General features: G+C 58.5%; 16 protein-coding genes. 7 read left to right on the forward strand and 9 right to left on the reverse strand.

Features of this window, described 5'->3' with window-relative positions; all coding sequences use genetic code 11:
• Window positions 1–93: 93 nt before the first annotated feature.
• The 3 genes from OZX64_RS00615 to OZX64_RS00625 all read right to left on the reverse strand — a co-directional run bounded on the left by OZX64_RS00615 (window position 94) and on the right by OZX64_RS00625 (window position 3,642).
• Window positions 94–1,317 (reverse strand): ribonucleotide-diphosphate reductase subunit beta, encoded by a 1,224-nt coding sequence (locus OZX64_RS00615; protein WP_277173040.1) that lies wholly within the window; start codon window positions 1,315–1,317, stop codon window positions 94–96.
• Window positions 1,318–1,569: 252 nt separating this feature from the next.
• Window positions 1,570–2,598, reverse strand: coding sequence for an amidohydrolase family protein (locus OZX64_RS00620; RefSeq protein WP_277173042.1), 1,029 nt, complete (start codon window positions 2,596–2,598; stop codon window positions 1,570–1,572).
• Window positions 2,599–2,844: 246 nt separating this feature from the next.
• Window positions 2,845–3,642, reverse strand: coding sequence for an SDR family oxidoreductase (locus OZX64_RS00625; RefSeq protein WP_277173044.1), 798 nt, complete (start codon window positions 3,640–3,642; stop codon window positions 2,845–2,847).
• Window positions 3,643–3,831: 189 nt separating this feature from the next.
• Between OZX64_RS00625 and rhmD the strand changes: the two genes are divergently transcribed.
• The 3 genes from rhmD to OZX64_RS00640 all read left to right on the forward strand — a co-directional run bounded on the left by rhmD (window position 3,832) and on the right by OZX64_RS00640 (window position 6,781).
• Window positions 3,832–5,058 (forward strand): L-rhamnonate dehydratase, encoded by a 1,227-nt coding sequence (gene rhmD, locus OZX64_RS00630; RefSeq protein WP_277173046.1) that lies wholly within the window; start codon window positions 3,832–3,834, stop codon window positions 5,056–5,058.
• Between the two features lie 113 nt (window positions 5,059–5,171).
• Window positions 5,172–5,939 (forward strand): aldolase/citrate lyase family protein, encoded by a 768-nt coding sequence (locus tag OZX64_RS00635; protein WP_277173048.1) that lies wholly within the window; start codon window positions 5,172–5,174, stop codon window positions 5,937–5,939.
• A 65-nt stretch (window positions 5,940–6,004) separates the two neighbouring features.
• Window positions 6,005–6,781 carry an IclR family transcriptional regulator gene (locus tag OZX64_RS00640; RefSeq protein ID WP_277173050.1) on the forward strand — a complete coding sequence of 259 codons (777 nt, stop codon included), beginning with the start codon at window positions 6,005–6,007 and terminating at the stop codon, window positions 6,779–6,781.
• A 260-nt stretch (window positions 6,782–7,041) separates the two neighbouring features.
• Here the strand turns inward: OZX64_RS00640 and nrdE are convergent, their stop codons facing one another.
• From nrdE to OZX64_RS00665, 5 genes are all read right to left on the reverse strand, one after another.
• Window positions 7,042–9,201: a class 1b ribonucleoside-diphosphate reductase subunit alpha gene (gene nrdE / locus OZX64_RS00645; protein ID WP_277174914.1), complete on the reverse strand. Its 2,160-nt coding sequence runs from the start codon at window positions 9,199–9,201 to the stop codon at window positions 7,042–7,044.
• Window positions 9,202–9,377: 176 nt separating this feature from the next.
• Window positions 9,378–9,902 carry a class Ib ribonucleoside-diphosphate reductase assembly flavoprotein NrdI gene (nrdI, locus tag OZX64_RS00650; RefSeq protein ID WP_277173052.1) on the reverse strand — a complete coding sequence of 175 codons (525 nt, stop codon included), beginning with the start codon at window positions 9,900–9,902 and terminating at the stop codon, window positions 9,378–9,380.
• A 59-nt stretch (window positions 9,903–9,961) separates the two neighbouring features.
• Entirely contained in the window at window positions 9,962–10,237 is a 276-nt protein-coding gene (gene nrdH, locus OZX64_RS00655; RefSeq protein ID WP_277156683.1) for a glutaredoxin-like protein NrdH, read from the reverse strand.
• Window positions 10,238–10,545: 308 nt separating this feature from the next.
• The gene (locus tag OZX64_RS00660; RefSeq protein ID WP_277145868.1) at window positions 10,546–11,082 is read right to left on the reverse strand and encodes a hypothetical protein; all 537 of its coding nucleotides are present in this window, start codon (window positions 11,080–11,082) and stop codon (window positions 10,546–10,548) included.
• Window positions 11,083–11,128: 46 nt separating this feature from the next.
• Entirely contained in the window at window positions 11,129–11,761 is a 633-nt protein-coding gene (locus OZX64_RS00665; protein ID WP_277173054.1) for a hypothetical protein, read from the reverse strand.
• Between the two features lie 51 nt (window positions 11,762–11,812).
• Between OZX64_RS00665 and OZX64_RS00670 the strand changes: the two genes are divergently transcribed.
• Window positions 11,813–12,199 carry a hypothetical protein gene (locus OZX64_RS00670; RefSeq protein ID WP_277173056.1) on the forward strand — a complete coding sequence of 129 codons (387 nt, stop codon included), beginning with the start codon at window positions 11,813–11,815 and terminating at the stop codon, window positions 12,197–12,199.
• Between the two features lie 370 nt (window positions 12,200–12,569).
• Here OZX64_RS00670 and OZX64_RS00675 read toward each other — a convergent pair whose 3' ends face one another.
• Complete coding sequence (locus OZX64_RS00675; protein WP_277173058.1) at window positions 12,570–13,403, reverse strand: TetR/AcrR family transcriptional regulator; 834 nt, start codon at window positions 13,401–13,403, stop codon at window positions 12,570–12,572.
• A 255-nt stretch (window positions 13,404–13,658) separates the two neighbouring features.
• Between OZX64_RS00675 and OZX64_RS00680 the strand changes: the two genes are divergently transcribed.
• The 3 genes from OZX64_RS00680 to OZX64_RS00690 all read left to right on the forward strand — a co-directional run bounded on the left by OZX64_RS00680 (window position 13,659) and on the right by OZX64_RS00690 (window position 17,714).
• On the forward strand, window positions 13,659–15,386 hold the full coding sequence (locus tag OZX64_RS00680) for an MFS transporter (RefSeq protein ID WP_277173060.1): 1,728 nt from the start codon (window positions 13,659–13,661) through the stop codon (window positions 15,384–15,386).
• A gap of 311 nt (window positions 15,387–15,697) precedes the next feature.
• Window positions 15,698–16,471 carry a hypothetical protein gene (locus tag OZX64_RS00685; RefSeq protein WP_277173062.1) on the forward strand — a complete coding sequence of 258 codons (774 nt, stop codon included), beginning with the start codon at window positions 15,698–15,700 and terminating at the stop codon, window positions 16,469–16,471.
• Between the two features lie 61 nt (window positions 16,472–16,532).
• The gene (locus OZX64_RS00690; protein ID WP_277173064.1) at window positions 16,533–17,714 is read left to right on the forward strand and encodes a peptidoglycan-binding protein; all 1,182 of its coding nucleotides are present in this window, start codon (window positions 16,533–16,535) and stop codon (window positions 17,712–17,714) included.
• Window positions 17,715–17,852: the final 138 nt, after the last annotated feature.

Below are 17,852 nucleotides of genomic sequence, written 5' to 3' on the forward strand. Positions count from 1 at the left end.
CAAATATGGCGCAAATTTTTAATCCCACATATTGAGGCCGCCTATGAACGGTCAGTGGCGCAAATATGGCGGAACTTTGGCGCGGGCGTCGGCTCAGAAGTCCCAGTCGTCGTCACTGGTTTCCTCGGCCTTGTTGGCCGCAGTGGCGCCGGTCGAGGTCGGGGAAGACGCGGCTGCGGTGGTTGTGGAATTTGCAGGCGCAAAGCCGGTGCTGGTGCCGTTGAAGAGGCTGGACGATTTCAGCGTTGTGTTCACCGATTCCATATCGTTCAATTCGTCGGTGACGGCCGGGTTCGGCTGGCTGATCTCAGCGGGGAATAATGCCGGATATCCCAGATAGGAGAGGGCTTTGTTGGCGTTATAGCTCAGGAATTTTTCGATGTCGTCCTCGAGGCCGAGGTCACCGTAGGGCAGCTCGTAGCTGTAGTCCTCCTCGGCGAAATACAGGTTGTTGGCCAGGTCGTAGACATACTGGCGCATGGATTCGCGGGTAATGTCGTCAAAGATCTCCAGTTTTTGCTGATAAACGGCGCCAAGATAGGAACCGGACGCTACGATGTCGCGGTTGATCAGGCGGATGATGTCGGCAGATTTCGTCATCGACCCGCGGCTGGAAAGCCACATCGGCAGATAGAAACCGGATTCCGCCAGCAGAGCCTCTGCCAGCACCGCCGCCGCGAGCCGTTTGAGTGCACCGAGGTCGGGAAGATTGGGCGTGACGGAATCGGGGTCCGAAGCGTTTGGGGCGGCAATTTCGGTTGGTGAAGACATGTTCGGCGAATTGGCAGAGGTATCCGTGTTTTCGCTTGCTTGGCCGGTTGCACCGGAGACGGCGGAATTTACGGTATCGAACGCGGTTGCATATATGTCATTGAGCAACCGTAGTTTTTCCTGCATCGATTCGCTTTGCTGTGCCCACGCAAATGGGGATTGCGTATCGTTGTCGTTGTCGGCGTTGCTGTTTCCGTTGTCGCTGAGCGCGGCGAGAAGTGTCGAATAGGCTTTTGTGTGGATCGATTCGGTGAAGGCGACAGCGGTCAAGACCGCCTGGCTCGTACCAAGACGGCTTCGCCCGGCGTCTGCGCTCAAAGCGCTGGTCGCGTTGCTCGCCTGCAATGATTCGACGGCGGAAAGTCCGGCAAGAATATGATTTAGCGCAAGCCGTTCCGTATCGCTCAATCCGCGAATTTCGTCGGCGTCGTCAGCCAGCGAAATCTGTTCCGGCGTCCACAGGTTTGCGGTCATCGCGTTGAAGGCATCGCGGTCCGCGTCAGCATTGGCGCCGGTGAGATTCCAATTCCAAGAGGCAAAAGGCATGGATGTTCCTTACATAGGTTGACAAACGGGTTCTACCTTCTAGATTACCGAGGGCCATTCCCGTATTCGCTGAGCGAGAGATACGGGAGATGAGACTCAATAGAACAGCGCAGAATTATTTCGAAAATCCTTCTGGAAATTCGTCAAGCACTCCTGAAATTTCTTCGGGAATGGATGAAAGTTCCTTTTGGAATCGTTTTGGAAATTCCTCAACATCCTTCTGCGAACTGGCGAAACTGTTTCCACAATCCCCTAGAACCGATACCAGCGCTTCGCGTTGCTGACGAACAGCGCATTCTGTTCGGGTTCGGAAAGTGTTTCGACGCAACGCACGAAGCCGTGAATGATGTCGCCGTAGGTGCCGTGCAGCTTGTCGACGGGGAAATTCGAGCCGAACATGACCCGATCGGTGTCGAACGCGTCGAGAATGGTATAGACGATAGGCTTGATGCTCTCCAAGGTCCAGCGATGGTCGAGCGAAGCCAGCGCCGAGATCTTGATGACGCAATTGCTGCGCTCGGCCAGATCAGCCAGTCCCTTGCTCCACAGTTGCCATCCGCCGAGATCGCGATCGGCCCACATTCCGGCGTGGTCGATGATAAAGAGCGTCTCCGGGTTGGCGCCGATGACCTCGCAGGCGCGCGCAAATTGCGTTGGATAAAGCTGCATATCGAAGCTCATCGCGTACTTTTTGAGCAGTGCGAGCCCCTTGAGCCATTGCGGATCGTCCATGTAGGATTTGTCGACGTAGTTATAGAGCGGGTGCGGATGGATGTTGAGGTTCTGCCGCACGCCGCGCACGTCAGCGAACGAGGCCTCGCGCTCCAACAGGCTTTCGATATCGGGGTCACTCAGGTCGCCGCCGCCGACAATCCTGATCGGCCAAGCGGAACGTGCGGCCATGGCCTCCACCGCCTCGATTTCGGCGATGGGGTCATCGGCGTTTGCCTGGATATGGACCGCGCCTTTCAGATCTACCGGCGTGCCCTGCGCCTCCTGCGCCAGTTGTGTATCGGTGAAGTTGCCCATAGCGAACAGCGGATCCCACGGCCCTTCGAATGTTGCGGGTTTCGAAGAATTGAACCACGAATAAAGCGAGGTTTTCATCAGATGCACGTGCGTGTCGATGAAAGACCGTGGTTTGGTGGCCTGCGCTCGCGTCTCCGGGATGATCGTCGCCAAGCGGCCCGTCACGATCTCGCTGAAAACCGTAGGTTTGCCCGACGACTCGTTTGCCGGTTTCGTGCCTTGTGCCTGATTGTTTCCATTGATGGTGGTCATTCGATGTCACCTTTGACTTCAGAATTGTTGCTTAATAATAAGAGCTGTCGCAGTCATGCCTTCCGAGTGCGACAGGGGGCGGTGAATCCCTTACATTGGACGGCTTGGTTCATCGGCGAAGCGAGCGTTCGTTGGCATGCCGCTGTGCTCGGCAATCTGCGCTGCTGTACCGCTGCTGTCCAAGCGCTATCGGCCTGTTTGGTCGGGTTTATCGCGAACGCCAAAGCAGGCCGCCGGCGAAATGGTTCAGAGTACGGAGCGGGTGTCGTTCTCGTAGGAATTGCGGCCCTGTCCGGTCGCCGCTGTGGTGCCGCCGTCGACGGGCACGACCAAGCCGGTCAGGTACGCGGCGTCGTCAGAAGCGAGGAACAGCGCGACTCCCGCGCAATCCTCGGGCCGTCCGGTGCGTCCCAGCGCCACCCGCTGCGTGTAGGGTGCCACGCGTTCGGGGTCGCTCCACACCTCTTTGTTGATGTCGGTTTCGATGAAACCGGGGGCGAATGCGTTGATGCGTACGCCCTTGGCTCCGTAATCGAGGGCCACGCAGCGCACGAATCCGTTCATGGCGTGCTTGGTGGAATTATAGGCCGTCTGCCCCCAGTCACCGTACAGGCCGGAAACGGAGGTATCGACCACGATGTTGCCGTGCGAAGCGATGAGATGGGGCAGGGCCTCCTTGGTCAAGTAGAAGAGTCCGTCGAGGTTGACGGAGAAGAGCTTGTGCCACACCTCGTCGGAGACGTGCTCGACCTCGCCGCCCTCGAAGATGCCCGCGTTGGAGACGACCACGTCGAGATGGCCGAATTCGTCGACGACGGATTGCACGAGTTCCTTGACCTGCGCATGGTCGGAAACGTCGGTGATGTGGATATGGCCGTTTTTGTAGTCTTTCACCGTGTCTTCCAGCGGTTCTTGACGCCGTCCCACGGCGACCACGGTGGCGCCATTGTCGAGGAAACCTTGCGTGACGGCCCGTCCGATGCCGGTGCCTCCGCCCGTGACGATGACGACTTTGCCGTTGAAATCGTAAGAATTACTGGTCATGAACACTCCTTCGTTGCTTGACGCATGTGGATTGCCATAGGCTTTGGGCGCAAAGCCCGTTCGAAGTATATGAAAAACCTATATATCCTATTTCACCATATTTGGAACGGTATTTCACATATAGGGACGAATTCACCGGCGCGATAATCTGGATACTGACAGTGCTTTTTTTAATGGAGAGGAATCGCTATGACATTGGCGCCATCATTGAAGATGCCCACGATTACCGCGATCCGTGCCTATTCCATGGGCGGGGCCGCAGCCAAGGTTCACGGACAAGGCGGCGGAGACTATCACGACCAAGGACCCGGCCACTGGATCGACGACCACATCGCCACGCCGATGAGCAAATACCCCGAATACGAGCAGTCCCGGCAGAGCTTTGGCCTCAACGTATTGGGCACGCTGGTGGTCGAGGTCGAGGCGAGCGACGGCACCACGGGCTTTGCGATTTCGACGGCCGGAGCCATCGGCTGCTTCATCGTCGAACACCATCTTTCGCGGTTCGTCGAAGGCAAGCGCGTCGACCAGATCAAGCTGATCCACGACCAGATGCTCAACGCCACGCTCTTCTATTCCGGTGGCGGCGGCGTGGTGATCAACACCGTCTCCTGCGTCGATCTGGCGTTGTGGGATCTTTACGGCAAGGTCTTGAAGATGCCGGTCTACAAGCTGCTCGGCGGTGCGGTGCGCGACGAAATCCATTTCTATGCCACCGGCGCACGCCCTGATTTGGCGCAGAAAATGGGCTTCATCGGCGGCAAGATGCCGACCCATTGGAGCTCGGCGTTCGGGGACGTCGGTATTGCCAAAGACATCGCCACGCTCGCCGATATGCGTGAAAAGGTCGGCGACGATTTCTGGCTGATGTATGACTGCTGGATGAGCATGGACGTCAATTATGCCACCAAGTTCGCCCATGCGGCCGCGCCGTACAAGCTCAAGTGGATGGAAGAGTGCTTCCCCGCCAGCCAGATCGACTCCTACCGCGAGTTGAAGCGCGTCATGCCGGCCGGCATGCTCATGACCACCGGCGAGCACACCGGAACGCTCGAAGGCTTCAAGGAGCTTTCTGATGCGGGCGTCGACATCCTGCAGCCCGACGTCGGCTGGTGCGGCGGCGTGACTTCGCTGTGCGAGATCGCGGCGGTTGCCAAGGCCCACGGCCAGCTGGTCGTGCCTCACGGTTCATCCGTCTACTCGCATCATGCGGTCATCACCTTCACCAACACCCCATTCAGCGAGATGCTGATGACCGCGCCGAAGGCCGACCATATCCGTCCGCAATTCGACCCGATCCTCATCGGTGAGCCGGTGCCGCACGATGGTGTCATCACCGCCGAGGAGCTGGATAAGCCCGGTTTCGGCGTCGAGCTCAACCGCGATTGCCCGCTCGAGCGTCCGTTCAAGCATTAAGCAAGTTGCAAAACTCGCAGATATCGAACACGATTGCGCGGAATTCCGCCATTTGACATGTTGCATCTGCGAGTTTTGTCACTCATGTTCCGTCTTTGATCAAGGAGATTTACATGGTTCAGCTACAACACAATACGTTCAAAGAGGCCATCCACGCCCCGGGAGCCAAGCAGCTCAAGGGACTGTGGGTCGCGATGGGTTCCGCGACATCGGCGGAGATCGCTGCGGGCATCGGCTATGACTGGATGCTCATCGACGGCGAACACGGTCCGAACGACCTGACCGCGATCGAAGCGCAGCTTCGCGCCTGCCAAGGTTACGATACGCCATGCATCGTGCGTCCGGCGGCGGCCGACCCGGTGCGTATCAAGCAGGTGCTCGATATCGGCGCCCAGTCGCTGTTGATTCCAATGGTCAACAACCGCGAGCAGGCCGAGCTGATGGTCAAGGCCGTCAACTATGCGCCGAAAGGCATGCGTGGTGTCGGCGGTTCCATCGCGCGTTCCGGCCGTTGGGGCATGATTCCCAACTATATGCGCGACGCGGCTAGTGAAATCTGCCTGATCGTGCAGGTCGAATCGCGCGAGGCGCTCGGCAATATCGAAGAGATCGCAAGCGTCGAAGGCATCGATGGCGTCTTCATCGGGCCTGCCGATCTTTCGGCCTCGCTCGGCCATCCCGATGATGCCGCCGCCATCAGCGACGAGGTGCACCGCGCGTTCGACGTCATCAAAGCGCATGGCAAGGCCATCGGCTCGCTCGCCTTCGACGCGCCCACCGCCAAGCAGTACTTCGCCTGGGGTGCCGATTTCGTGGCGGTTGCCGGCGATACCGACGTCTATGTGCATGGTCTTGATGCAGCGCTCGCGCAATATCGGTGACTGCCCATTTGGCATGGTGTAAGTTCCTGCGCGTAACTCAAGGATAGGCGGGTATCGTGGGATCTATGAACGAAGGAACCACCAATGTGCGTGGTGCCCAGACCCTTGTCAACGGCATAGTGGTGCTCAAAGCCGTGGCCGCAGGAGCTCATACGCTGAGGGCGCTGACCGAGGCGACCGGGCTGAGTCGAAGCACCACGCATCGCTTGATTCAGGCGCTGCGTGGCGAACGCATGCTGCGCGACAACGTCGACGGCAGCCTGGCGCTCGGCCCGGCGCTCATCGAACTCGGCTTCCAGGCGAGGGAAGACACGTCGATCAGCGCCGCGGCCCGTCCCTACCTTCTCGATCTTTCCGATGCCACCTGCGACACCATCCATCTTGCCGTCGAGGACGATGGCGAGACATTGTATCTTGACAAGATCAACGGCATGCGTTCGGTCGAGATTCGTTCCTGGCCGGGCTGTCGGATGCCACTGACCTACACCGGCATCGGCAAGGCGCTTCTGCTTGACCAGAGAGACCGTTGGGAGAAGCAGTATATCGACGATCGCAAGCGCATGGAACGCCAGCCAGAGCACAATTATTCGGGTACCAAGGCATTCGCCAACGCGATGGCACGCTACGCTAAACATGGGGTGGCCTACGACCTCGAGGAGAACGAACCGGGCGTGCGCTGTGTGGCCGCGCCGGTACGCGACGAATCAGGCAAAATCGTCTGTGCGATTTCCGTTTCGAGTTTCAAGACCTTCATGCCTTTCGACCGTATGCGCAAGCTGGGGCCGGTCGTGCGCACGACCGCTGAGGCCATCTCGCAGGAGCTGGGGTGGCGGGTCGGCTGAGGCCGGTCTCGCAACCTCATCGTCACGGCCGCTCAGCTGGTTGGTCTATCCCAGCGTGCCATTTAGCCGGTACCCAATGTCAAAGTGGTCACTACCGGTGCAAAGTGGTCATTTGGGCGGCTAATTTTGACCACTTTGCACCGGTAGTGACCACTTTGCCATCCTTGCTGCCAACATTGGTGCGCGACGTCAGAAAACAATGAACCCGCTGGGCCCATGGTGGGTCGCAGCGGGTTCGTCATATTAACGCCGGGTGCATTTTAGAGCATGCAGCTCACGCAGCCCTCGACCTCGGTGCCCTCAAGCGCCTGCTGGCGGATGCGGATGTAGTAGAGGGTCTTGATGCCCTTGCGCCAGGCGTAGATCTGCGCCTTGTTGAGCTCGCGGGTGGTCACGCCGGCGGGGAAGAACAGGGTCAGCGAAAGGCCCTGGTCGACGTGCTGGGTGGCCTCGGCGTAGGTGTCCACGATCTTCTTCCAACCGATTTCGTAGGCGTCCTCAAAGTACTCGAGGTTGTCGTTGGTCATGTACGGCGCCGGGTAGTAGACGCGGCCGACCTTGCCTTCCTTGCGGATCTCGATCTTCGAAGCGATTGGGTGGATCGAGGAGGTGGAGTGGTTGATGTAGGAGATCGAACCCGTCGGCGGCACGGCCTGCAGGTACTCGTTGTAGATGCCGTCCTTCAGGATCTCGTCGCGCAGCGTCTGCCAATCGGCGACGGTGGGGATGGCGATGCCGAAGCGCTCGAAGAGGTCCTTGACGATCTGGGTCTTGGGCTCCAGCGAGCGGCGGCCGTCGGTGTACTTGTCGAAGTAGTTGCCCGCTCCGGCCGGCTTGGCGTAATCGGACGTCTCGAAGGTCGCAAAGGCGTGGCCGCGCTCGACGGCCAGCTTGTGCGAGGCCTTGTAGGCGTGGTAGGCCACGGTCATGAAGTACATGTCGGTGAAGTCCAGCGCTTCTTCCGAGCCATAGAACATGTGCTCGCGTGCGAGGAAGCCGTGCAGGTTCATCTGGCCCAGGCCGATGGAGTGGCCCTCTTCGTTGCCGCGCTTGATGGACGGCACGGAGTCGATGTGGGTCTGCTCGGAGACAGAAGTCAGCGCGCGGATCGCGGTCTCGACCGGGTCGGCCAGGCCGCCGTCCATCGCCTTAGCGATGTTGAGCGAACCCAGGTTGCAGGAGATGTCCTTGCCGACGTGGTCGTAGCTCAGGTCGTCGTTGTAGGTCGACGGTTCCTGCACCTGCAGGATTTCGGAGCAGAGGTTCGACATCGTGACGCGGCCATCGATCGGGTTGGCGCGGTTGACGGTGTCCTCGAAGAGGATGTAGGGGTAGCCGGACTCGAACTGCACCTCGCCTAGGGTCATGAAGAACTCACGGGCGTCGATGTAGGTCTTGTGGATGCGGTCGTCGTTGAGCATCTCGTCGTACTTTTCAGTAACCGAAATGTCGGCGAACGGCTTGCCGTAGACGCGCTCGACGTCGTAGGGGGAGAAGAGGGCCATCTTCTCCTTGCGCTTGGCCAGCTCGAAGGTGATGTCGGGGATCACGACGCCCAGGGAGAGCGACTTGATACGGGTCTTCTCGTCGGCGTTCTCGCGCTTGGTGTCGAGGAAGCGCAGGATGTCGGGATGGTGGGCGTTCAAGTACACCGCACCGGCGCCTTGGCGTGCGCCCAGCTGGTTGGCGTAGGAGAAGGAGTCCTCCAGAAGTTTCATGACCGGCACGACGCCGCTGGACTGATGCTCGATGTGCTTGATCGGAGCGCCCTGCTCACGCAGGTTCGTCAGTAGCAGAGCCACGCCGCCGCCGCGCTTGGAAAGCTGCAGGGCGGAGTTGATGCCGCGGGAGATGGACTCCATGTTGTCCTCGATGCGCACGAGGAAGCAGGAGACTGGCTCGCCGCGCTGGGCCTTGCCCAGGTTGAGGAAGGTCGGGGTGGCGGGCTGGAAGCGGCCGGAGAGGATCTCATCGACGTACTTCACGGCGAGCTTTTCGTCTCCGGCGGCCAGCTCGAGCGACACGGCGGCGCAGCGCTGCGGGAAGTCCTCGAGGTACTGCTTGCCGTCGAAGGTCTTCAGCGCGTAGGAGCGGTAGAACTTGAAAGCGCCCAGGAAGGTCTCGAACTCGAAGCCGAAGTCCTCGACGTGCTTATAGAAGGAGTCGAGGAACTCAGGGGTGTACTGGTCGAAGACGGCCTTCTCGTAGTAGAGGTTGTCTTCGAGGTACTTGATGCGTTCGGCAGTGGAGCCGAATTTCATGGTGTTCTGCGCGACGTGGCCGTTGACGTAGGCGCGCTCGGCCTCCTTGTCCTTGTCGAACTGGATCTTGCCGTCCTCATCGTAGAGATTGAGCATGGCATTGAGCGAATGGTAGTCGTGCTCCGGGTCGAAACCGGTGTCTTCGACGGTGTTGTCCATGCTCAGCGCGGAATCGTTGAGTCCCATATGTGGGTGTCCTTTCGGTTGGTTGTCGGCGGCTGGGCCGCGTCTGATAATGATGAATGGAAAATCTGACGGTTACAAAAGTGGAAGATGCAAATTATCAATGGCGGAATTTCGCCATTGATAATTTCGTATCGCCGACTTTTATAACTCTAGTTCTTCTGATTCAGGAAGAAATTCCTCACGCCTTCGCGCACTTGGCGCTGGTCGTCCGGGGTGCCCAAGAGTTCGAAATTATACATGAACGGTACATGGCACTTCTTGGAGATCACATCGCCGGCCGCGCAGTAGGCGGTGGCGAAGTTCCTGTTGCCGGAGCTGATGACGCCGCGGATGAAGCTGCGGTTCTTGTGGCCGTTCAGGAATTTGCGGATTTGGGGGAGCAGCGCCTTGGCGATGTTGCCGCCGCCGTAGGTCGGCACGATGAGCACGTAGGGTTCACGGACCTGAAGCGGTGTCTCTTTCGGGCGCAGTGGGATGCGGTAGACGTTGATGCCAACGTCCGGGAAATCGCAGCTTTCGATGAAACGTGCGGTGTTGTTGGACACCGACGAGAAATAGACCACTGCGCCGATGTGCTCGCCCTCGGCCTTGGCTTCAGGGACGCTCGGCGTCACGCACTCGTCGTCATACGGCTGTGTAGCCGTGGTGGCGTCATCGGTATTCGCGTCCGCCATCGTCGCCTTCTCTCTCGATATTGATGTCGTTGGTTGGGCTGGTCTGATTCATCATCAGGTCAGGCGAGAACGGTCTGCTGGGTGCCGGCGTCGGAGGATGCCTTGATGGTGCCGGCCGCGAGCTGTTTGATGAGATCCGGACGGTAGCCGCTCCATGAGGCGTCGGGCGTGATGACGACCGGGGCCTGGCGGAAGCCGGCCTGGGTGAGCTGCTCGAGGGTGGAGGGATTTTCAGCCAGGTTCACGGTCTCGAACGCGATGTTGGCTCGGGTGAGCTGACGCTTGGTCGCTTCGCACTGCGGGCAGCGTGGTTTGCTGAAAACGGTAACGGTCATCGTAACCTCCAGATCGATGTCTTGTAAGCTTTCAAATGTTCAGACTACATGGATGTGGTTCCAAACTGAACCCCAACTTCTAGTAGCGTGTCGTTAGAAGAACCACTAGATATAGTGCTTTGACAATAAACGCAAGGGTTGTGCGATAGTGATCTTACGGGTGTCGAATTTGCGGTGTGCGATATGTCACAAAATTGGGTATTTTGTCCCCAATGTCGCCTTTGAAATGTGGATAAAAGTGGACAATTCGGTGGATTAACAACGCGCTAGGATTTGACCCTGTTGTTTCGTCTGGGGGTTTGGTCGATTTACTCTTGTTCCGTTTCAATCCATTCCGGTGCGATGGAATCGGCGATGGTCATGAATTCCGTCGCGCCCACGATGGCATGGTCGAGTTTGCAGATCATCATGATGGCGGCTTCCTGAGCTTTCGCGGGTAATAGCGCGACGCAGGCAAACCAATCCTGGGTTGGAGTGGCGAATGTGTATTGAAGCATGCCGATTTCTAAATTTGCGTCACCGTCAGGAATCGGACGTGTTGCGATTTCGGCGTTACGGACCATGGGAAGGCTGCGCATGGCGGTGCGGTAATACTCGTCCAATCGTTTGTCGAGACCGTTCCCGGGCCATGGTCTGTCGAATATGATGCCCGAGATATAGGCGGTGTCGCGGAATCTGAATAGCGCGCCGTGCGCCATCCACGAGACGATCGGATCAGGTTCCTTGTTGCCGTCGTCGCTGTCGTTGGTTTGATTGGCTCGTGGAATGCCGCTGGTGTTCCAACGCACATAATTGTCCGGGATCTCAATGGTCGCAGCGCCATCGAAGATGGTCTCTTTTCTCATGGTTCTCCTAAATTGTGGTTTTGGGTGCGGGCGACAGCAGGTTGCGTTAGTCGCCGAAAGTGTTCATGTCGGGGTTGATGTTTTGCGAGGCTTTGAAGTGCCCGACTTGTTGGCTGGTGTGGCTGTTGCGTATGGTGATGTCCATGTCCCATGGGCCGGTGTGGCCTGTCATGTAAAATTTGGAACCATAACCGATAGGCACAAGTAGGAAGATACCGGAGCTGGATTTGGGGCTGAGGTGCCTGTCGGTCCATACGGTCATGGCGGTGCCGTCTTGGTTGATTTCGTATCGGTAGTCGGGGCTTTCCCTCTGGAAGCCTCGTTCCCCCTGCTCGATCCACTTATCGTAGACTTTGATTCTGTTCTGTCGTTGTTTTTCTGTGGCGATGACGATGACGTCGCCGTTTTTGGTGGCGTAAGCGTCGGTGAACTCTCCAGAGTCTTTGAATTCCTTGGCTGCTTTGCGTGATCCGTTGAGGTCTTTCTCAAATCCGTAGGTGTATAGGAATTGTGCTGGGTAGGTAATTTTCTCGGTCTTGGGTTGTGGCTTCGGAGCGGGTGTTGTGTCGGTTTTGGGTGTGGTGCCGCATGCGGTGGCGAGAAACATAGTGAGAATGGCCAGCAGGAGCGTGGTGGCTGCCCGCAGGCGGCTCTTTTGTTGTGGGTGACGTGGTGCCATGGAGTTTGCTCCTTTTAGAGTGCGGGGATGGGGAGTGGAAGGAGCGGCGGAATGACTGGTGCGGGTGTTCGGCCGGGAACTGGTTCACGCACAGGCTGTCGTTTCCAATCGGGCAGGTGCAGGACTGGGACTTTTACAGGGGCTTGCACCGGCTGCGGTTTGCGGAAGTGGTGCCAATGTGAATTTTTGGTCGCTTTGAGTCCTAAATCAGTGGAGATGGTGCCGCCTTCTACACGTTGGGAGACACCAGCTGACATTGCTATCGACGGTTTTGCAAAATTAACTGTTGTTGAGTATCTCTGTGTTTTTGTTGCCGTGTTTTCGCGTCCAAGTGTGAGTGATATTGCCGTGCAAATCTACGTCTGCTGGGTTTGGGTTCCGCTCTCCGTATCCCTGCTGCTTCAACTGCGGATTGTCTGGCTGCTTGTTGGTTGTTGAATTCGTTGAATTGGCTCGTTACGTGGGTTTTGAGCGCGCGTAAGCCCGACAGGCGTCGACGCATTCGTTCGCAGTCGGCGTTGAGTTGGGCCGTTTTACGGTCAAGCCTTGCGATTGTTGCACGAATGGTATCGGAGTAAGGCATTCAACTCCCTTGTTAATAACACCGGGTTTTTGTTATCATTATATGATAGCTGTGATAAAAAAAATATGTTGTCTAGTATCGCCATTGAGCGGTTCGTAATGTTTATTCCGTTTGCGTTGAGACGGCCATGAAACGGCTGCTGGCCGAGGGCATCAAAGGTTCCTTCGCGTAAGTGGGTCGCTGTCGGTGAGGACTATTGGCGACTTCCGACCTGTGCCTCCTGCGTCATTTGTCATCGCGCAGCTGTTCGACGATGGCGCGTGTGGATTGGATGATATCGCGGATGGTGGCGGTTTGGGTCTTTTCGCCTTGGTGCTCTTTGCCGTTGAGCAGTCGCATGCCGCTGGTGACCAACCCCTCGGTGAGGGCGATGCCAACCTGTGGCCTGGTGGATCGCAGCTGCTTCCACGCGGCGGTCATGGGCGCGTTGACGCGTTGGTGGAGGCTGGGCTGGTTGGGCTCAAGGGAGGGCGTGCCGGAAGTCTGGATTGAATGGCCGCAGAAGATGTCGGTCGCTGAAGTCGCTTTTTCGTCTGCTTTGTTTTCCGTGTTGTTGCCCGAGGTGTCGGGATTGTCGTCGCTGTCGGCGCTCTTGGATTTCGTGCTCGGCCCCGGCTTTGTTTCCGGGTTTTCGTTGTTTTCGGCCTTGCGCCCGTCGTCGTCACGTCCCTGCCAAAGATCTTTGTCGTCGCGATAGGTCTCGGCGTCGCTCAACGGTATCTGCGTCATCCAATCGTGCCCCTGCAGTATCGACTGCTCGAGATTGATCTTCACCCACTGCACGATGATTTCCGCGGGATCGGTGACGCCGCCCAGGCCCTTTTCCAGCGCCGCGACCCACTGCGGCATATGCCTTGCCATGAGCTGACGGCGCAGGTCTTTCATGTCTTTGACGTATCGATAGATCGAGTTGCGGGCGATGCCGGCCCCGCGGCTGACGTTGGCTGGTGTGAGGGCTTCGCCGCCCTGCTCGCGCATGATTGTTTCCGCCGAATCGAGCAGCGCGTTCATGGTGTGACGGCGATGTTCCTCAAGATTGGCCTCATTGATGCGTGGCATATCGTCCTCTCGTTTTCTGTAGCGTTGCTGCTGGCGGCATCGTTATATCCCATATTATCGAGGCACCTTGTCCGCGCTGCGTTACCCCTTGGTTTCTGGGCTTCCGGCTAAAACGAGGCTGCGAATTTGCGTGACGTATGGTTAAGGCGTATAGTCGCTCAAGGTTTGCGACATAGAGTCGCAAAAACGCGCATTCGTTGACGGTTTGTCTTATAAAGATTCGATGCATATCGCCGTCATTAGGAAAGACTGCTTATGACTCAACGACAAGAAAGCCGAACTGCTCAGGTCGACAAAGAGAAGGCCGCAGCCGTCAAGCCGCCGTGGAACGCCCTGTGGGTGCTGGCGCTCGCGCTGGCGATGATCGTGCTCGACGGCTCCATCGTCAACGTTTCCATCCCGGTGATGATCCGCGAAATCGGCCTGAACCTGACCGACGCGCAGTGGGTCACCTCGCTGTACAACGTCATCTTGGCTGCCCTGCTGCTACCGTTCGGCAAGCTCGGCGACCTCAAAGGCCGCAAGCTGACCCTGCAGGTCGGCGTGGTCATCTTCGTCGCCGGTTCGGTTCTGGCCGCCTCGTCCAACGGGGCAACGCTCCTGCTGAGCGCCCGTGCGGTGCAGGCCGTTGGTGGGGCATTGGTGATGCCCTCGACGCTTTCCATCGTTTCGGCCTCGTTCCGTGGCAAGAACCGCGCCATTGCTTTCGGTGTGTGGGGTTCGGTGATGAGTGCGGCTGCGGCCATCGGTCCGTTCCTCGGTGGTCTCTTTACCCAGACCATCGGTTGGCGCTGGATTTTCCTGGTCAATGTGCCGCTGGGCGTCATCGTCTTCATTTCCGCCATCTTCTTCGTGCCACAGACCGGCGGTAAGGCCGGGGCCTCCGCGATGGGCGCCGCCGCGCAGAAACTGGCTGCGTCCGATTCCTCCAAGTCTGCCGCCAAACCCGACGGCTTCGACCCGCTGGGCGTCGTGCTTTCCGCGCTAGGTTCCGCGTTCCTGCTTTTCGGCCTCATCGAAGGTCAGACCTATGGCTGGTGGCATCCTAAGGGCGACTTCGGCATCGGCGGCTTCGAATGGCGTCATGAATGGCCGGTTTCGGTTATTCCGATCTGCATCGTGCTCGGCATCGTCTTCTTTGCGCTGTTCGTGTACGCCGAGACGAGCCGTGCTCGCCGTGCGCTGCCGGTGATGCTCGACCTCACGCTCTTTAAGATTCCGACCTTCGCGATGGGCAACATCGCCGCGGGCGCGATTCAGGCCGGCGAATTCGTGATCATGTTCGTGTTGCCGCTCTACCTTATTAATGTGCGTGGCCTCGATATGATTCCCACCGGCGCGTTGCTGGCCGTCATGGGTCTCGGCGCCATCGTCTCCGGTGGTCTCGCGCGTCCGGTCACCGCAAAAATCGGCGCACCACACACCGTGCAACTCGGCCTGATCGTCGAAATCCTGAGCGTGATCATTTTGATGGCGATGATGCGGCCCGATCTGCCGGTCGCATGGATGCTGGTGCCGTTCGTGCTCTACGGCCTTGGTCTCGGTTTCGCCGCCGCCCAGCTCACCAGTCTTGTGCTTTCCGAAGTGCCCGTTGCCCAGTCTGGAGAAGGGTCCGCGACGCAATCGACCATCCGCCAGCTCGGCACCGGCATCGGTGCGGCGCTCGCCGGCTTGGTGCTTTCCGTGATGGTCACGAATATTGCGCCGTCCGCGCTTTCCGGCGTACGCGGGTTGCCTTCACAGTTGGTTTCCGGCCTCACCAAGTCGCTCGACGCTTCGGCCGGTTCGGCCATCGTCGGCATTCGTGCACAGGGCAACCATGGCAAGCTTGGCGCCCTTGGCCCGCAGGTGGTCGACGCGATGACCTCCGCCTTCACCCGCGCCGGCCAATGGACGCTGGTCGCCGCCATCGTCCTGCTTGCCATCGGCCTCCTCGCCTCCGTCTGGGTCGCCCGTGCCGCCAAGCGCGACAAGGTGGAATAGCGGGCCATGGCCGCTATGGTCTTGGTGCCATGAGGTTTGCTTCATACTGAAATCACGCCCTGCCGGCAATCGTTGGCAGGGCTTTTCGTGTTTTGACGATACCTGCTCATTAGTCCAGGCAAGCAGGGGTCGGCTTCTTATTTGGTCATTTTAGTTTTGAATGTATATCGGGTTGACGGTATTCAAAGAACTTTCAGATTCATTCGAGATTTTTATCAGGAATATTGAACATCGTTTCCAGCTATATCTCATACGGCATAGTACTGTGGAATCTGTCACTGGATAATGACTCACTGAGGAGGCTTGTGCAGATGTTGGGAACGAGGTTGTTTGATTGCTTGCGTCATCGTCCGTCTGAGGAAAACGAATCCATCCGTCGTAAGAGCCGGAAAACGGCCATGCGTCGCAACAGCGCGTCTCGCCGCCTGTTGGCCGCGCTGTCGTGCGTCGGCCTGCTCGCCTCGTTGACCGCGTGCTCCGCGCCGTGGAAGCATGATGCGCAGGGGCCGTCTGGTTCGGACAACGGCTCGAGCGAGACGAAGAAGGGCGCCAAGCTGGCGTCGAGCATGGACGCCTTGTTCGATCAATATCTCGCCAAGAAGAAGCTCAGCAGCTACGAACGTGAGGTGATCACGCGGTCCAAGAAGAACGGCAAGATCAGCGCGGAGGATTATGAGGCCGCGCATGCCAAAGAAATGTCGTGTATGGCCGACAAAGGCTGGAAGATGATCGAAAAGAAACTGCCGAGCGGCATTTACGTGAACAACGGCAGCGATCCGTCGCCGAACAGCCAGGCCGAGGCGGATAAGATGCTCAAGGCCAGCAAGGATTGCTCGGGGGATTCCGCGGATATCGAAGTATTGTATGACACTCAGCAGGCCAATCCTGATTTGCTCTCTGATACATACGCGGCCGCCGTCACCTGCCTGCAAAGAAGCAAGGTCGTCGACAAGAGCTACACCGCCAGAAAGCTCAAGGATGCGTTGGAAGGTGGCGGCAACCTGAGGGAGAAGCTTCCCTTCGACGCCTCCACGGATGCCGCGCAGAGCTGCCTGGCCGGCAATGGCATGGCCATAGATATATGAGTGATGCGGGATCGAATATCGAGGAACATTGATGAAGGAACAATCTACAAAGCGCGCATCCTTGTCTAAGTTAGCGATTCCGTTGACCATTACCGCACTGATGGCGCTGGCCGTCGGCGTGATCGTCGCTTCGCTGCTCGTCCCCACCCCGACCCCGCAGGGCCTCGACGTCGCCGTTGCGCCGGATGCGGTGCAGGCCACGCGGCAGACGTATGAGGACAAGCGCACGGTGACCGGGGTCTCGTTCGAGACCAGCGCTGTGCGCTCGATCACCGCGAAAACCTCCGGCACGGTCAGCGAATCGTTGTGTAAGCCCGGTCAGGCGGTGCATTCCGGCGACAAGCTAATATCGGTTGACGGCCGTCCGATTATCGCCTTGCATACTGATACACCGCTCTATAGGCCGATTTCAGCAGGTGCAACTGGCACGGATGTCGCCGCGTTGCAGCGCGAGCTTTCGTCACTCGGCTACTCGGCGGATGGCAATGGTGCTTATGGCAAATCGACAGCCAGGGGCGTCTCCCAACTGCTCAAACATGCCGGAATCTCCAACTCCGACGGGTCGATCGGGCCCGAGAATGTGGTGTGGATCCCCGAATCCACGGTCGTGCCCACGCAATGTTCCGCGGATCTGAACACCGCGCTTTCGCCCGACTCCGAGGTGATGAAGGTCGGCGGCCAGCTGACCGCCGTCACGTTCTCGCCCCCGACCGACCTGAGGGCTGGACGGCGCACGTTCTCGTTGTTCGACGTCACCATCGGGCTCGACAAGGTGGATGGGCGGATTACCGACGCGACCTTCCTCTCCAAGGTTTCCGCCAGCCAAGGCTACCAAGCCAGTCTGAGCGACACGGACAAGAAACCGAGCGGTTTGCTGGCTCTTGAGAAGCCCATCGAGGCCATGAAAGTGCCGCCGTCGGCCATCGTCGGGCAGGATGGCGGGTCCGCCTGCGTCTCGCCCGATGGCAGGAAGGCCGTGCCGGTCAATGTCATCGGCTCCGCGCTGGGTGCCACGCTTGTCCAGCCTTCCGATGGCAAGACGCCAATCGGCAAGGTCGTGCTCGGTCATCGTCTCGACGGCGTCAAATGCACTGCCGGCAAAGCGGATCAAGGTAGCAAGTCCAGCAGCGGCAACGGCGTCGATAAGCAGGGCGACATGAGCGATTTGAAGGATGATTCCGCTTCGGCCGACGTGCAGGAAGGGAAAATCGATACACAAGGCACGCAAAAGGACGCGCAATGATGGCCGGTGATTCCGTGATGTTGGGCGGTACCGGGGACGTCGGTGACGTTGTCGACATGACAAGTGACGTTGATGGACTTGCGAATTCGCCCTCGGATACAAGTTTGGGGAATGTTGCTGAGAACGCTGCTGTGCCTG

It is taken from the genome of Bifidobacterium sp. ESL0704, from assembly GCF_029392075.1.
Taxonomy (GTDB): domain Bacteria; phylum Actinomycetota; class Actinomycetes; order Actinomycetales; family Bifidobacteriaceae; genus Bifidobacterium.

Coding starts and splice junctions, on each gene's coding strand:
- OZX64_RS00670 (WP_277173056.1), top strand. CDS start 11,813: ATGACTGGTGCGGGTGTTCGGCCGGGAACTGGTTCACGCACAGGCTGT.
- OZX64_RS00635 (WP_277173048.1), top strand. CDS start 5,172: ATGGTTCAGCTACAACACAATACGTTCAAAGAGGCCATCCACGCCCCG.
- OZX64_RS00665 (WP_277173054.1), bottom strand. CDS start 11,761: ATGGCACCACGTCACCCACAACAAAAGAGCCGCCTGCGGGCAGCCACC.
- OZX64_RS00640 (WP_277173050.1), top strand. CDS start 6,005: ATGAACGAAGGAACCACCAATGTGCGTGGTGCCCAGACCCTTGTCAAC.
- OZX64_RS00620 (WP_277173042.1), bottom strand. CDS start 2,598: ATGACCACCATCAATGGAAACAATCAGGCACAAGGCACGAAACCGGCA.
- nrdE (WP_277174914.1), bottom strand. CDS start 9,201: ATGGACAACACCGTCGAAGACACCGGTTTCGACCCGGAGCACGACTAC.
- OZX64_RS00680 (WP_277173060.1), top strand. CDS start 13,659: ATGACTCAACGACAAGAAAGCCGAACTGCTCAGGTCGACAAAGAGAAG.
- OZX64_RS00675 (WP_277173058.1), bottom strand. CDS start 13,403: ATGCCACGCATCAATGAGGCCAATCTTGAGGAACATCGCCGTCACACC.
- nrdH (WP_277156683.1), bottom strand. CDS start 10,237: ATGACCGTTACCGTTTTCAGCAAACCACGCTGCCCGCAGTGCGAAGCG.
- nrdI (WP_277173052.1), bottom strand. CDS start 9,902: ATGGCGGACGCGAATACCGATGACGCCACCACGGCTACACAGCCGTAT.
- OZX64_RS00685 (WP_277173062.1), top strand. CDS start 15,698: ATGTTGGGAACGAGGTTGTTTGATTGCTTGCGTCATCGTCCGTCTGAG.
- OZX64_RS00615 (WP_277173040.1), bottom strand. CDS start 1,317: ATGCCTTTTGCCTCTTGGAATTGGAATCTCACCGGCGCCAATGCTGAC.
- OZX64_RS00625 (WP_277173044.1), bottom strand. CDS start 3,642: ATGACCAGTAATTCTTACGATTTCAACGGCAAAGTCGTCATCGTCACG.
- rhmD (WP_277173046.1), top strand. CDS start 3,832: ATGACATTGGCGCCATCATTGAAGATGCCCACGATTACCGCGATCCGT.
- OZX64_RS00660 (WP_277145868.1), bottom strand. CDS start 11,082: ATGAGAAAAGAGACCATCTTCGATGGCGCTGCGACCATTGAGATCCCG.